The 14,584-nt window shown below is 69.3% G+C and carries 10 protein-coding genes; 3 read left to right on the forward strand and 7 right to left on the reverse strand.

Going from position 1 to position 14,584, the window contains the following annotated elements:
- The 5 genes from ACFXN1_RS44940 to ACFXN1_RS44960 all read right to left on the reverse strand — a co-directional run.
- On the reverse strand, positions 1–381 hold a 381-nt coding region (locus tag ACFXN1_RS44940), incomplete at its 3' end, for a CHAD domain-containing protein (protein ID WP_379463952.1).
- Positions 382–1,338 carry a prolyl aminopeptidase gene (gene pip, locus ACFXN1_RS44945; protein ID WP_379399849.1) on the reverse strand — a complete coding sequence of 319 codons (957 nt, stop codon included), beginning with the start codon at positions 1,336–1,338 and terminating at the stop codon, positions 382–384.
- On the reverse strand, positions 1,338–1,811 hold the full coding sequence (locus tag ACFXN1_RS44950) for a hypothetical protein (RefSeq protein ID WP_379399848.1): 474 nt from the start codon (positions 1,809–1,811) through the stop codon (positions 1,338–1,340). The genes pip and ACFXN1_RS44950 overlap by 1 nt, the downstream gene beginning before the upstream one ends.
- Before the next feature lie 168 nt (positions 1,812–1,979).
- Complete coding sequence (gene panB / locus ACFXN1_RS44955; RefSeq protein WP_379399847.1) at positions 1,980–2,852, reverse strand: 3-methyl-2-oxobutanoate hydroxymethyltransferase; 873 nt, start codon at positions 2,850–2,852, stop codon at positions 1,980–1,982.
- A 184-nt stretch (positions 2,853–3,036) separates the two neighbouring features.
- On the reverse strand, positions 3,037–4,176 hold the full coding sequence (locus ACFXN1_RS44960; protein WP_379440369.1) for a S1C family serine protease: 1,140 nt from the start codon (positions 4,174–4,176) through the stop codon (positions 3,037–3,039).
- Between the two features lie 295 nt (positions 4,177–4,471).
- Here ACFXN1_RS44960 and ACFXN1_RS44965 point away from each other — a divergent pair, with 295 nt between their 5' ends.
- The 3 genes from ACFXN1_RS44965 to ACFXN1_RS44975 all read left to right on the forward strand — a co-directional run bounded on the left by ACFXN1_RS44965 (position 4,472) and on the right by ACFXN1_RS44975 (position 10,671).
- On the forward strand, positions 4,472–5,998 hold the full coding sequence (locus tag ACFXN1_RS44965; protein WP_379399845.1) for an alpha/beta hydrolase: 1,527 nt from the start codon (positions 4,472–4,474) through the stop codon (positions 5,996–5,998).
- A 73-nt stretch (positions 5,999–6,071) separates the two neighbouring features.
- Entirely contained in the window at positions 6,072–7,412 is a 1,341-nt protein-coding gene (gene glnA, locus ACFXN1_RS44970) for a type I glutamate--ammonia ligase (RefSeq protein WP_379399844.1), read from the forward strand.
- A 244-nt stretch (positions 7,413–7,656) separates the two neighbouring features.
- Positions 7,657–10,671, forward strand: coding sequence for a bifunctional [glutamine synthetase] adenylyltransferase/[glutamine synthetase]-adenylyl-L-tyrosine phosphorylase (locus tag ACFXN1_RS44975; protein ID WP_379440367.1), 3,015 nt, complete (start codon positions 7,657–7,659; stop codon positions 10,669–10,671).
- 94 nt (positions 10,672–10,765) lie between these two features.
- Here ACFXN1_RS44975 and ACFXN1_RS44980 read toward each other — a convergent pair whose 3' ends face one another.
- Positions 10,766–12,001: a hypothetical protein gene (locus ACFXN1_RS44980; RefSeq protein ID WP_379440366.1), complete on the reverse strand. Its 1,236-nt coding sequence runs from the start codon at positions 11,999–12,001 to the stop codon at positions 10,766–10,768.
- A gap of 139 nt (positions 12,002–12,140) precedes the next feature.
- On the reverse strand, positions 12,141–14,582 hold the full coding sequence (locus ACFXN1_RS44985; protein ID WP_379440364.1) for a hypothetical protein: 2,442 nt from the start codon (positions 14,580–14,582) through the stop codon (positions 12,141–12,143).
- Between the last annotated feature and the right edge of the window lie 2 nt (positions 14,583–14,584).

The following is a 14,584-nucleotide window of genomic DNA, read 5'->3' on the forward strand; positions in this document are numbered from 1 at the left end:
GAACCGGCGCTCCTCGTCGACCAGCCGCTGGCCGAAATCCTTTCGGGGAGCGGATTTCTCACCCAGCGGCACGGTCTGCTCGTCGAACGGCACCCCGGTGTCGCCGAGCAGCGCGGCGAACCGTTCGGCCCGCACCTCGGCGTCGCGCGCCACCCCGAGCAGTCCGGCCAGCCAGCGCAATTCGTCGGTGATCTCGCCGACCGGCTTGCGCCGCAGCACCCGGCGGTAGGACTTGAGGACACTGCGCAGTCGCCGGGTGGCCACCCGCATCTTGTGCACCGAATCCGGAAGGTCCTGGCGCACATCGGGTTCGGCGGTACACAGCCGGTCCACATCGGCGGCTACGGCGTCGACCAATGCGGGACCGGCTGTGGTACTCATCTACATCCTGTACTTGTCCGTGGCCTCCACCAGATGGTGGGTGATGCCGGGCTCGAGAGCGGCGTGGCCGGCGTCGGGCACCAGGTGCAATTCCGAACCGGGCCAGGCCCGATGGAGATCCCAGGCGCTGGTGGCCGGGCACACCACGTCGTGGCGGCCCTGCACGATGACGCCGGGAATGTGGGCGATGCGCCCGATGTCGCGCAGCAGCTGCCCCTCGTCGAGGAAGCCGTGATTGACGAAATAGTGGTTCTCGATGCGCGCGAAGGCCAGCGCGAAGCGCGGGTCGGCGGTTTCGGCGACCCGTTCCGGTTGGGGCAGCAGGGAACTCGTGGCACCCTCCCAGGTGGACCACGCGACGGCCGCGTCGGTGGCAAGGGCGGCATCGGGGGAGTGCAGCAGGCGGTGGTAGACCTCGATCAGGTCCTGCCCGCGTTCGGCTTCCGGCACCGGCGCCAGGAACTTCTCCCACTCATCGGGGTACACGTACCCCGCGGAGCCATTGTAGTACCAATCGATTTCCTTGCGCCGCAACAGGAATATCCCGCGCAGCACCAGTTCGGTGACCCGGTCCGGATGGGCCTGCGCATAGCTCAGCGCCAGCGTCGAACCCCAGGAGCCGCCGAACACCAGCCACTGCTCGACGCCGAGATGCGTTCGCAGCCTTTCGATATCGGCGACCAGATGCCCGGTGGTGTTGTGCTCGAGGCTCGCCCCGTCCGCGATGTGCGGCGTGGACCGGCCGCAACCCCGCTGATCGAACAGGACGATGCGGTACGCCTCGGGATCGAAGAACTGCCGGTGATACGGCGACGTGCCGCCGCCGGGGCCGCCGTGCAGGAAGACCGCCGGCTTGCCGTCCGGGTTCCCGCTCACCTCGTAGTAGAGCCGCTGGCCGTCGCCGACGTCCAGCATGCCCTGCTCATAGGGCTCGATCGGCGGGTAGAGCGTGCGCATCAGCCGGCCGCCAGGCCCGAGGCCAGATCCGGGATCTCGATCGCGGAGAGGGCCTGATCGCGCACATCCGGACAGGCCTTGGTGGTGACCTGGTCGACCAGGCCCCGATTGCTCGGCAACTGCAGCAGGAAGCCGTTCTGGGTCGCCCACTGGATCACCGTCGCGTTCAGCGAGATCTTGTCCATGGTCGGGGTCTGCACCCGCCAGTCCGACAGCTGCGGCCGAATCAGGTCGCACAGCTGCTTGGCCGCCTCATCGGAGACGGTCAGCCCCGAGCCACTGCCCGCCGACGTGGTCGGTCCGCCCGTGGTGGTCGGCTTGCCCGGCGTCGAGGAGAGCGGCGAGGAGGAGCCCTGCGGCTGCGTCGAGCCCGTCGAGGAGTTGCCCCCGCAGGCCGCGGTCAATGCGACGGTGGCCACCGCCGCGACCAGTAGCGGCGCCCGCCGAATCCAGCGACTCGTTCCACGATCCATGAACTTCCCTTTGGTCGATCCAGCTCGTTGGCTTCCGAGTCTGCCACCAAAAGTTCGCAGTGGACCGAGATGGTCGGCGGCGAATAGATTCCAATAGCCGACTGCTATGAAAAGAACGCCCCCGCGATCCTCGCGGGGGCGTTCTCGATCACTGCGCGGCCGGGCGGCTCAGTAGCTGTGCTCCGGACCCGGGAACACGCCGCGCCGCACCTCGTCGGCGTAAGTGGCTGCGGCGGTACGCAATTGACCGCCCACATCCGCGAACTGCTTGACGAACTTGGCGGTCTTGCCGCCGGTGTAGCCGACCATGTCCTGCCAGACCAGCACCTGCGCATCGCATTCCGCGCCGGCGCCGATGCCGACGGTCGGAATGGTCAGCTTGCGGGTGACCTGTCCGGCCAGTTCGGCGGGCACCATCTCCATGACCACCGAGAAGGCCCCGGCCTCCTGCACGGCGATGGCGTCGGCGACCAGCTGCTCGGCCCCGTCGCCGCGGCCCTGTACCCGGAACCCGCCGAGGGTGTTGACGCTCTGCGGGGTGAACCCGATGTGCGCCATCACCGGAATACCGGCGGCGGTCAGCTTGTGGATGGTGTCGGCCACCCGCTCACCGCCCTCCAGCTTCACCGCGTGCGCGCCGCCCTCCTTCATGAAGCGGACGGCCGTGGCCAGGGCCTGCTCGGGGGAGGACTCGTAGCTGCCGAACGGCAGATCCGCCACCACCAGCGCGTGCGGCGCACCGCGCACCACGCCGCGGACCAGCGGGATGAGCTCGTCGACGGTGATCGCGACTGTGGTGTCGTAGCCGTACACCACATTGGCGGCCGAATCGCCGACCAGCAGGACCGGAATCTCGGCCTCTTCGAAGAGCCGGGCGGTGGAGTAGTCGTATGCGGTGAGCATGGACCAGCGCTCACCGGCCTGCTTCATCTGCTGCAGGTGCTGCACTCGCGTCTTCCGCCGGCGCTCCGCCTCCCCGCGCTTGGGAGTCTTCGGCGCCGCAGACCCGTACACAGGGGTTTCCGCATCGGATACGGACATCATCGTCCCTTTCGTCGTTCCTCGAGGCCCATGACCGGGTCCCCGGGTTGTTCTGACGAATGTCAGTCTGCCATTCCGGCCGCTCCCGGCATGGATGCAATTCCTCACACCACGCGCAGATAAAGAGACACCGCGCAGAAAAAGAGGCGAGGGGGCGCCCCTCGCCTCTTCTCCCCGCTACTCGCTAGCCGATCGGGCCCTTGCCCAATTGGACCTGGGCCGACCGGGACTGGCCGGTCTGGTCGGTCCACTTCAGGGTGACGGTGTCGCCCGGGTGGTGCTGATCCATGGTCGAGGTGAGGTCGTTGGCCGAGGTGACCGCGTGGTCGTCGACGCCGGTGATGACGTCGCGGGCCTCGAGACCGAGCTGGTCCGCCGGGCCGCCCTGGACCACGCCCCGGATCTCCGCGCCGCCGGAGACCGAGCTGACCGAGACGCCGATGAACGCGGTGTCGCCGATGTGCACCCGGTCCGAGGCCTGGCCGGCCTCGATCTGCTTGGCCACCGACAGCGCCTTGTTGATCGGGATCGCGAAGCCCTCACCACCGCCGATGCTGAAACGGAAGCCCTTGGAGGCGGCGGTGTCCATGCCGATGACCTGTCCGGCCGCGTCGACCAGCGGGCCGCCCGAATCCCCGGGTTCGATATTGGCGGCGACCTGGATGAGCCCGGTCAGCTGCTCGGAGCTGCCGGTGGAGTCGTCGCTGGCGGTGATGGCCCGGTCCAGGGCGGTCACCTTGCCCGCGGCCGCGGTGGGCGTGCCGCGTCCACCCGCATTGCCGACGCCGGCCACCGTGTCGCCGACCGCCACCTTGTCCGAGTCGCCGAGCGGCGCGGTCTGCAGACCGGACGCACCGGTCAGTTTGATGACCGCCATGTCCTCACTGCGGTCGAAGCCGACCACGGTGGCGTCGTAGGTCCGGTCATTGCCCAGATCGGTGACCGAGATCTTGGTCGCGCCCTCGACCACGTGGTTGTTGGTGAGCACGTAGCCGTCCGAGCTGAGCACGATGCCGGTGCCCGCGCCCTCACCGTTCTGCAGCCCGAGCTCGGTGTTCACGTCCACGATGCCCGGCACCACGCCCTGCACGGCGGAGTCGAGATCGGCCGGGGGCGTGGTGAAGTCGATCGGCTGGCTCTGGGTGACGCCACCCGGCGTATGTGCGATCGGATTCCCCGGCAGCGTCGACGGCCCGCAGGCCACCAGGCCCAGGGTGGCGGCCAGCGCCACTGCCGCGGCGGCCGCGGCCCGGATGGTGCGTGAACGCGATGAACCGGATCCGGCCGCGGCGGACCGATTCGGCGAATGTCGTTGCACGGTCATGGCATCCCTCATCAGTAGAGCCCCCCAGGTCACCTCCCATTAAGCATGCCGTTTCTGAGAGCGGACTGGGGACTTACCGTGTGAACGCCCACGTACTCGGTGGTTTCGGCTCCGAACCTCTACCGTTGCCGAATCCGTGCCATGCGTGACGTTTCGCACAGCGGTGGCGAACGCGATGTACACAGCGGCGACGGCCGCAATGTGAACAACGGTGGCGGTCGGAATGTAAACGGAGAGATATATGGACCGGACGAGGGGTGCGAGGGTGATTTCGGCGGGATGGCACGATCGTGGGATGGCGTTGATGCGAACCGGCCGGGTCGTGCTCCTGGTGACGGCGTTGGCGATGACCGCGGCTGCGTGCACCAGCGTGGTGGACGGCAAGCCCACCTCGAGCACACCGGTGGGGATGGATTCCTTCTACAACCAGACCCTGACCTGGGGTAGCTGTGCCGATTACAGCGAAGACGAGATGCCCAAGAACTCCGAGTGCACGCGGGTCACGGTGCCGGTCGACTACGCCAATCCCAACGGTGCGACCGCCAAGATCGCGATCTCGCGGGTCCGGGCCACCGGCAACAAGATCGGCTCGCTGCTGCTCAACCCCGGCGGTCCCGGCGTGACCGGACTGAACATGGTCACCCTCGGTGACAGCACCCAGCTGGCCGAACGGTTCGACCGGATCGGCTTCGATCCGCGTGGCATCGGCGCGTCGCAGCCCTCCATCAAGTGCATGACCGCGGCCGAGGACGACGCCCAGCGCGCCGAGCCCAACAAGGACAACTCACCCGCGGGCATCGCGGCCGCGGAGACCGAGAACAAGGACTTCGCCGGCAAGTGCGTCGAGCGCACCGGCAAGGACTTCCTGGCCCACGTCGGCACCCGGGAGGTCGTGCAGGACATGGACGTGATCCGGGCGGCGCTGGGTGATCAGAAGCTGACCTACCTGGGCTACTCCTACGGCACCCGCCTCGGTTACGCCTACGCCGAGAAGTTCCCCGACCACGTGCGCGCGCTGGTGCTCGACGGCGCGCTGGACCCCGAGCAGGATCCGGTCAAGGAGTCGGTGGCGCAGGCCGCCAGCTTCCAGAAGGCCTTCGACGCCTACGCCGTGGACTGCGCGGCCAAGGAGAAGACCAACTGCCCGCTCGGCGATGACCCGGGGCAGGCCACCAAGAAGTTCCGCTCGCTGGTGGATCCGCTGTGGGACAAGCCGGTTCCCACTCAGGACCCGCGCGGCCTGCACTACGGCGACGCCATCACCGGTGTGCAGCAGACCCTCTACTCCAACCGCCTGTGGCCGGCGCTCACCAAGGGCCTGCGTGAACTGGCCCAGGGCAGCGGCGACACGCTGCTCGCCCTCGCCGACATGTACGACGGCCGCCACGACGACGGCACCTATGACAACAGTTCCGACGCGTTCAATGCCATTCGCTGCGTCGACGACCCGGCCATTACCGACCGATCCGTCGCAGCCAAGCAGGACGCCGACTACCGCCGCGTCGCCCCCTTCCTCGACGACGGCCACGGCAGCAATGCCGCGCCGCTGGAACTGTGCGCCATCTGGCCCGTCCCGAATACCAGCGCGCCGCACAAGCTTTCGATCCAGGGGCTGCCGAAGACCGTGGTGATCTCCACGACCGAGGACCCGGCCACCCCGTACCAGGCCGGCGTCAACCTGGCGCAGCAGCTCGGCGCGTCGCTGATCACCTACAAGGGCACCCGACACACCGTGTCGCTCTCCGGAGTTCAGTGCGTCGACGACCCGGTGATTTCGTATCTCGTTGATCTGAAAGAGCCTGCGGCGGGCCTCACGTGTTGAGTGGGCACGACTCGCCGCGCCTCCTGACGTTCATGTAACACGGATTTAACTCCAGGACCCTACGCTCGCGGTCATGGACCGTCAGAAGGAATTCGTGCTCCGGACGCTCGAAGAACGGGATATCCGATTCGTGCGACTGTGGTTCACCGATGTCCTGGGATATCTCAAGTCTGTCGCGATCGCGCCCGCCGAACTGGAGGGCGCTTTCGAGGAAGGCATCGGCTTCGACGGTTCGGCCATCGAGGGGTTTGCCCGGGTCTCCGAGGCGGACATGGTGGCCAAGCCGGATCCGTCCACCTTCCAGGTGCTGCCGTGGTCCACGTCGAAGGGGCACCAGCACTCGGCGCGCATGTTCTGCGATATCGCCATGCCGGACGGTTCGCCGTCCTGGGCCGATCCCCGGCACGTGCTGCGCCGCCAGCTGAACAAGGCCGCCGACCTGGGCTTCAGCTGCTACGTGCACCCCGAGATCGAGTTCTTCCTGTTGAAGCCGAACCCGCACGACGGCACCCCGCCCGTTCCGGCCGACAATGGCGGCTTCTTCGACCAGGCCGTGCACGACGAGGCCCCGAACTTCCGCCGCCACGCCATCGACTCGCTGGAATCCATGGGCATCTCCGTGGAATTCAGCCACCACGAGGGCGCGCCGGGCCAGCAGGAGATCGACCTGCGCTACGCGGACGCGCTGTCCATGGCCGACAACGTCATGACCTTCCGCTACCTGATCAAGGAAGTGGCCATCGACGAGGGCGTGCGGGCGAGCTTCATGCCCAAGCCGTTCGCCGACCACCCGGGTTCGGCCATGCACACCCACATGTCGCTGTTCGAGGGTGAGCAGAACGCCTTCGCCGACCCGGACGACCCGGACAACCTGTCGGAGACCGCGCGCGCGTTCATCGCGGGCATTCTCGAGCACGCGCACGAGATCTCCGCGGTCACCAACCAGTGGGTGAACTCCTACAAGCGCCTGATCCACGGCGGCGAGGCGCCGACGGCCGCCTCCTGGGGCCGGTCGAATCGCTCTGCGCTGGTGCGGGTCCCGATGTACACGCCGAACAAGTCGGCCTCGCGCCGCGTCGAGATCCGCAGCCCTGACAGCGCCTGCAACCCGTACCTGGCCTTCGCGGTGCTGCTGGCCGCGGGTCTGCGCGGCATCGAGAAGGGCTACACGCTGCCGCCGGAGGCCGAGGACGACGTGTGGTCGCTGACCAGCGCCGAGCGTCGGGCGATGGGCTTCCGCGAACTGCCGGCGTCGCTGGACGAGGCGCTCAAGGCCATGGAGAAGTCCGAGCTGGTCGCCGAGACGCTGGGCGAGCACGTCTTCGACTTCTTCCTGCGCAACAAGCGCCGCGAGTGGGCGGGCTACCGCGCCCAGGTGACGCCCTACGAGCTGAAGGAATACCTGGGGCTGTGACATTTTGCCCTCCGCTTCGCTGCGGGCGGTTCGCGGCCCTGTAACTTCGGCCTTCCCTCCTCCGCTCCCCCGCTCCGTCAGTCCAGGCCGAGGCGGGCCGCGAACTGTGGGTGGAGTGCTCTCGGGATTTTCGGGACCGGGGCGGGTGCATTCAGGAGTCGAACCGGCTGCGAGCGGGCAACGATGTCCCGTTTGAGAGGGATGGGCGGCACGTCCGATCAACGTGACATGTAATTTGAAGGGCATGGTTCGGCCACCGACTGCTCGCTCCGCTGTACCCGGTGTCGGACGGCTCGGTCTGCTCGAGCCGTCGGCCGCCAACTCTCTGCGAGAATTGGCGTGGGACAACGTGGACAGCGTGCCACTGCTGTGGGCGCTGTCGCGGTCCCCCGACGCCGATCTGGCGCTGCTGACGCTCATCCGGCTGCGCGAGCAACTCGGGAGCGACTGGGCCGCTTTGGATTACGAGCTGCGCCGGGACCCCGCGCTGCGCGGGCGGCTGCTGGCCCTCATCGGCTCGTCGAGCGCCTTCGCCGATCATCTGGTGGCGGATCCGGGCTCCTGGCAGCTGCTGAAACGGAAGACACTGCCCGATCGTGCGGAGCTGCTCGCGGATCTGCTGGACGCCGTGCGCGCCACCCCGGAGACCGGGGAGAACGCCGGGCCCATGATGCACCGGGCAGGCGTGGCCGGGCCGGAGGCGATCGCCTTGCTGCGCAAGCGGTATCGCGATCAGCTCATGCTGCTGGCCGCCATCGACCTGGCCGCCACCGTGGAGAACGAACCGGTGCTGCCGTACCAGCAGGTCGGCCGGCACCTCACCGATCTGGCCGATGCGGCGCTCACCGCGGCGCTGTCGGTGGCGATCGCCCGGGTGTGCCCCGACCGGGAGACGCCGGTCCGGCTGGCCGTGATCGCCATGGGCAAATGCGGTGCGCGGGAACTGAATTACGTCTCCGATGTGGACGTCATCTTCGTCGCCGAACCGGCCGACACCTCCGCCACCCGGCTCGCCGCCGAGATGATGAGCGTGGGCAGCGCGGCCTTCTTCGAGATCGACGCGGCGCTGCGGCCGGAGGGCAAGGCCGGCGCGCTGGTGCGGACCCTGGACTCGCATATCGCCTACTACAAGCGGTGGGCGCGCACCTGGGAATTCCAGGCGCTGCTCAAGATGCGGCCCGCCACCGGCGATCTCGCACTCGGCGCCGCCTACCGCGACGCGCTGATGCCCATGGTGTGGGCGGCCTCCGAGCGACCGGACTTCGTGGCGGACGTGCAGGCCATGCGGCGGCGCGTCGAGGACCTGGTACCCGCGGACCTGCGCGAACGCGAACTGAAACTGGGGCACGGCAGTCTGCGCGACGTCGAATTCGCTGTCCAGCTACTGCAATTGGTGCACGGCAAGGCCGACGAATCGCTGCACGTGCAGGGCACGGTGGAGGCGCTGACCGCGCTGGCCGCGGGCGGCTACGTGGGCCGCGACGACGCCGCCAACCTGACCGCCTCCTACGAATTCCTGCGGCTGCTCGAACACCGCCTGCAGCTGCAGCGACTCAAGCGCACCCACACCCTGCCCGCCCCCGAGGACGAGGAGGGCATCCGCTGGCTGGCCCGCGCCGCGCACATGCGGCCCGACGGGCGGCAGGACGCGGTCGGGGTGCTCACCAGCGAGATCAAGCGCAATGCGGTGCGGGTGCGGCGGCTGCACGCCAAACTGTTCTACCGGCCGCTGCTGGAATCGGTTGCGCGCCTGGACGCCGACAGTCTGCGACTCAGCCCCGAGGCGGCGGTGCGGCAGCTCGCCGCGCTGGGCTATGTGGCGCCGGAGAACGCGCTCGGGCATCTGAAGGCGCTGACCGGGGAGATCGGGCGGAAGGGGCGGATCCAGGCGCTGCTGCTGCCGACCCTGCTCGAATGGCTCGGTGAGACACCGAATCCCGACGCGGGCCTGCTGGCCTACCGGCGGGTGTCGGAGGGGCTCGACAACGAGATCTGGTTCCTGCGCGAACTGCGCGACGAGGGCGCCATCGCGCAGCGGCTGATGATCGTGCTCGGGTCCTCGGCGTACCTGCCGGATCTGCTGATCAATGCGCCCGAGACCATTCGCATGTACGCCGACGGGCCGGACGGGCCGCTGCTGCTGGCCACCAAGCCCTCGGATGTGGCGCGCGGAATCCTTTCCGGCGCACGGCGTTACGACGACCCGAGGCGGGCGGTCGCGACCGCGCGCTCGCTGCGCCGGCACGAGCTGGCCCGCGTGGCCTCGGCGGACGTGTTGGGCATGCTCGACGTCCCGCAGGTGTGCGAGGCGCTGTCCTCGGTGTGGATCGCCACCCTGGAGGCGGCGCTGCAGGCCGTGATCCGGGCCAGTGAGGCCGAGCTCGGCAGGCCTGCGCCGGCCGACTTCGCCGTCATCGGCATGGGTCGGCTGGGCGGGATGGAACTCGGCTACGGCTCCGACGCCGACGTGCTGTTCGTCTGCGATCCGCGGCCCGGTGAGGACGAGACGGTCGCCGTGAAATGGGCGATCAGCGTCGCCGAACAGGTGCAGCGACTGCTCGGCGCGCCGAGCACCGACCCGCCGCTCCAGGTCGATGCCGGGCTGCGGCCCGAAGGCCGCAACGGTGCGCTGGTCCGCACGCTCGCCGCCTACTCCGCCTACTACACGCAGTGGGCGCAGCCGTGGGAAGTGCAGGCTCTGCTGCGCGCCCACCAGGTCGCCGGCGACCGCGCACTCGGAATCCGCTTCCTGCGCACCATGGATCCCATTCGCTACCCCGAGGGCGGCATGTCCCCCGAGGGCGTCCGCGAGATCCGCCGCATCAAGGCCCGCGTCGACGCCGAACGCCTGCCGCGCGGCGCCAACCCCGCCACCCACACCAAACTGGGCCGCGGCGGCCTCGCCGACATCGAATGGACCGTCCAGCTCCTGCAGCTCCTGCACGCCCACGAGGTCCCCGAACTCCACAACACCTCCACCCTCGAATCCCTCGACGCCATCGAGCGCGCCGAGCTGATCGACTCCGCCGACGCCGCCCTCCTCCGCGACGCCTGGCTCACCGCCACCAAGGCCCGCAACGCCCTCGTCCTGGTCCGCGGCAAACCCGCCGACCAACTCCCCGGCCCCGGCACCCTCCTCTCCGCCGTAGCCCGGGTCGCCGGCTGGCCCAACGACGACGGCAGCGAATTCCTCGACCACTACATGCGCGTCACCCGCCGCGCCAAAACGGTCGTGGAACGCGTCTTCGGCGGCGAGTAGGAGCCCCGCCGGCAGCACGAATCCAGGTGTGCCGCGCGAGGCAGCGGCGGAATCGCTCCATCGCTGGCTCCGCGGCGCTCGTTCGGCCGAGGGATCAGCCTGGGTCGTCGATGTTGGGTTGCATGAGATCGTTTCGGGCTGCGGGGAATTCGGCGCCGATCGTGGGTGGGACGTGGGGGAGGGGAGTGCCGAGGAGTTCGTCCTGGCGGTCGCGGATGAGCCAGGGTGGGGTGCGGTGGGATGAATCCGGGTCGGAGGTGGGGCGGCCGCCGGGGGCGAACATGCCGGAAGGTGCTGAGCCGGGCGGGGTGGTGAGGTTGGGGGAGTTGGGTTGTCTCGGCTGGGCGAGGGGTTCGGGGGTGGGCGGGCCGGGGAAGCTGCGACCCGGATCGGGGGTAGTGGGGGTGGAGCCGGGGGAGAGCGGGATGGCCGGGTGGCCGCCGGGGGTCGGGGTGAACGGGGCAGTGGGTGGGGTGGTGGTGGCGGGCTCGGTTTCGGGATCGGTCTGATGTGGGGCGGGCTGATCGCCGGGGGTTCGGCGGTCGGGACTCCGGTATGCCGGATCTTGCGCATCGGCTTCTGTCCCGGAGCCCGGAAGGCGTTGGGAATCGCCCGGATTGGTTGCGGCGGCTGTGGTGCCGGGAGGCTGAGGTCCGGGATCGTGACTGCCACCTGGGCCTCTCCAGGCATCCGAGAGCGAGGTGGTGGGCTGGGCTGTGTCCGGGGCGGAATCGGGTGTGCTGCCGAGGTTTTCGGATGCCGTGTCGCCGGGTGATCTGAGTGCGAAGAAGGCGGGGATGGCCGTGCCGGCGGGTGGGTAGATCGGCACGTAGTTGGCATCCAGGGCGGCCAGTGCGAGGTGGTACTGCTCGTCTTTGGTGTCGGCGGGGGCGTCGGGTACGGGTGGTGGCACGGTTTTCCGGACGGCTTCGGCGCCGTAGGCGGCGGCGATCACGCGGTGGCCGGTGCTGTGGGCGATTTCGGCGACATCCGTGGCGTCGCGGACGAATTGGCGGGCGGCGGTCTCGGCGGCGTCGGCGAGGTGGCCGGACATGGCGGCGGCGAGGGTGGTCTGGACGGTGGCGTGCAGGGTGCTCAGGGCGCCGAACATGCTGTCGGCGATGCTCACCCAGATCTGGGCGGCGGCGTGCATGTCGCCGGGGTTCATGGCCTGGACGCGGGCGTGGATCTGCGCGTGCGAGAACTGGGGGAAATGCTCCAGCTGCCGGATGTAATCCGGGTCGAGTCCGTGCCCGGCGATCCGCGACTGCTCGTGTTCGGCGCCCGATTGACTCAATCGGGCCCTGCGCCGCAAGGCTTCCGGTTCCATCGGCGTCCTCCCATCGTCCGGCGTCTCCCCACTTGGACGCCAGGGGCGGGGCACGGGTTCCGCACCCCACCGTGTCAGGGAGTGATTCGGTCGCGGGCAGCGCTCGGACTTCCGGCGTCGTCAACCGAAACGGTTGCGGTCAGCCGAAATACCAGTGGCGTCCCACCGCCCAGCCGAGCAGGCGGCGGCCGGTGCCGTTCGGCTCGACCCCGTTCCGCACGAACCGGCCGCCCGTCACGATGTGGGCCAATCCCGCGACGGCCGGCTCCAGGCGCGGGGCAGCGCGCTGGTCGATCAGCCGGTCGATCTGGCCGGTCTGGGTGGCGAGATCGCAATAGCTGAGCAGGAATACGGCCTGCCGCCACGCGTAGGCGGCGTTCTTGACCTGGATGAGGGCGGCATGACCGTGGGCGGGCTGACTCAGGCGCTGGATGATCCAGTCGAAGGTGCGGTTCGCCAGATCGGGCGCGGACTCACGCAGCTGTTCGCCCAGATCCAGCGCGTCGACGAGGACCGCCAGATTGTGGGTGGTCAGGATCTGGCTCTGCTCCAGCAGCGCGCCATTGCGGGCGACATAGTCGTGCCGGGTGCCCGCCTCGACGGCGCGCCGCGCACACAGCTCCGTGAAATCGGTGGCAGTGGCCTTGCCCCAGCGGATTTCGCTCCGCGCACCCGCGTGCCAGTCGTCCGCCGACGGCAGGTCGTAATACCGCTGGTACAGCGTGCCTGCCAGCGTCCGGCTCGCGATGATCGCCGCCGCCCGCCACTTCTCGGTGAACGTGCCCATGAAGATGTCCGCCGCCACCTCCTCGACCAGCGGCACCCGCAGCCCGGCCTGCTGTGCGAGGGTATGGAATTCCCGCACCAGCGGGTTCGGCAGCACCGCCTCCGGAAACGACTCGATCGCCAGCAATGTCGTCTGCCGCAGTAGCCGCCGCGCTGCCGCCGATCCACCACCGGAGTTCCCGTCGCGGGATTCCCGGGACTTCCTGAAGCGGAGGCCATTGGATGACCCGGCGCGGGTTGCGTCGTCCGTCTTCCCGGTGCCGGTCGCTGTGCGCAGCGCGTGCAGGGCTGTGACCCAGGGCAATTCGTCGAACCGCACCTGATGCTGGAGGTTGAGCAGTAGCAGGCTGCGTCGCTGCCGGAAGGCCGTGTACATCTGCTCGTACAGGCTCGCCGCCACCGGATCCGCGATGTCGGCGGCCAGTAGCCGGGAGGTGAGCTGCGGCAGCACCGCCGCCAGCACCTCGCCGGAGCCGATGACGCCTCGCCGGACCAGCTCGTCGGCGGGCGCTTCGAGCGCCCGAATCGCCTTGTCCTGCAAATGCTGCGGGATAGCCGTGCCGTCGGCGATCGCCACTTCGTCGTCCGCCTCGACGGCAGTGGTCACGGGATCCAGCGAGGGCAGGCCACCATCCGTGGGGAAGCGTTCGAAGCGCGTCACGAGAACGCCGGCGAAATCCGTATACAGCGGCGCGGCAATAGCGGCCGCCTGTTCCGCCCGCGCGGATTCCCGGGCGGCGCTACCAGGTTCCCCGTGCCTGGTGAGCGTGTTGGCCAGCGCCCGACGAACTCGATCAACCTGGTGCGGGTTCAGCAGACTCGCACGTGCCGACCGAGTGTCCGCGTCCGTCGACTGTGCGGCGCCCTCGTCGCGGATGCTCAGCAGCGCCTCGTGCAGGTGGGTGAAGTTGCTCTTGCGGTGGGCGTGGCGGCCGCGGAACTCCCGGGTGGCGCGGGCGGTCTCGAAATCGGCCAGCCATCGGGCACGTTCGTGCATCCAGTGGGGCGGGAGGGTGCTGCCTGGAAGGCCGCCGGTGACGGTGCCGGTGGGGTCGAGGCACGGGAGGTCGCCGTCGACGGTGGCGCACCAGAGTGCGACCAGACGGTCGTAGAGCGGGGTCCAGACCTCGATGGTGGCGTGCATGAGGGTCAGCTGTTCCGGGGTGCGCACGGCGCGCAGGGCGTCGGCGGCCTCGCCGACGGTCGCCACGCGCACCGCCGCGCCGGAGGGGCGGGCCACGGGGTCGAAGACGGGGGTGAAGCGCAGGCGCGACATGTACGGGCGGAGTTCGGCGACCAGGTCGAGCGCCTGCTCGGGAAAACCCTTGTCCAGCAACAGGGCTACGACGAGCAGCGCCGCCTGCTCGGCGAGCTGGATGCGATAGTGGCCGGTGCGCAGGGCTGCCAGGAGTTCGGCCTGGCCGGCGTCGCCGAGGTACCAGAGGTTGAGACGTTCGCGGGGGTTGTCGCCGGGCACCTCGGCGGGCAGGTCGGCGACTCGTTCCGCCTCCTCCCGGGTGAGCCGGGCCTCGGCGAGGCCGCGGCCGGTGGTGAATCCGCCGTGTGTGACCTCCAGGGTCACCCAGGCGGGCAGGTCGGCGACGGGGGTGCGACTGCCGACCGTGACGCGGCCGCTCGTCAGCCCGTCCAGTACCTCGCGCCAGCGTTGCGCCTTGGCTTCTGCCCGTGTCCGTTCGGCCTTGTTCGCCCCGGCGCGCGCGATAGCGGTCAGCGCGCGGGACAGCTGCCCCGTCGCATACCGCTGCGGACCGTAGCGAAAGACCTGATCGGACAAGG

The organism is Nocardia sp. NPDC059154 (assembly GCF_042755705.1).
GTDB lineage: Bacteria > Actinomycetota > Actinomycetes > Mycobacteriales > Mycobacteriaceae > Nocardia.

Bases quoted from the DNA above. Each gene is read 5' to 3' on its own strand.
- pip (WP_379399849.1), bottom strand. From the start codon at position 1,338: ATGCGCACGCTCTACCCGCCGATCGAGCCCTATGAGCAGGGCATGCTG.
- ACFXN1_RS44950 (WP_379399848.1), bottom strand. From the start codon at position 1,811: ATGGATCGTGGAACGAGTCGCTGGATTCGGCGGGCGCCGCTACTGGTC.
- panB (WP_379399847.1), bottom strand. From the start codon at position 2,852: ATGTCCGTATCCGATGCGGAAACCCCTGTGTACGGGTCTGCGGCGCCG.
- ACFXN1_RS44960 (WP_379440369.1), bottom strand. From the start codon at position 4,176: ATGACCGTGCAACGACATTCGCCGAATCGGTCCGCCGCGGCCGGATCC.
- ACFXN1_RS44965 (WP_379399845.1), top strand. From the start codon at position 4,472: ATGGCGTTGATGCGAACCGGCCGGGTCGTGCTCCTGGTGACGGCGTTG.
- glnA (WP_379399844.1), top strand. From the start codon at position 6,072: ATGGACCGTCAGAAGGAATTCGTGCTCCGGACGCTCGAAGAACGGGAT.
- ACFXN1_RS44975 (WP_379440367.1), top strand. From the start codon at position 7,657: ATGGTTCGGCCACCGACTGCTCGCTCCGCTGTACCCGGTGTCGGACGG.
- ACFXN1_RS44980 (WP_379440366.1), bottom strand. From the start codon at position 12,001: ATGGAACCGGAAGCCTTGCGGCGCAGGGCCCGATTGAGTCAATCGGGC.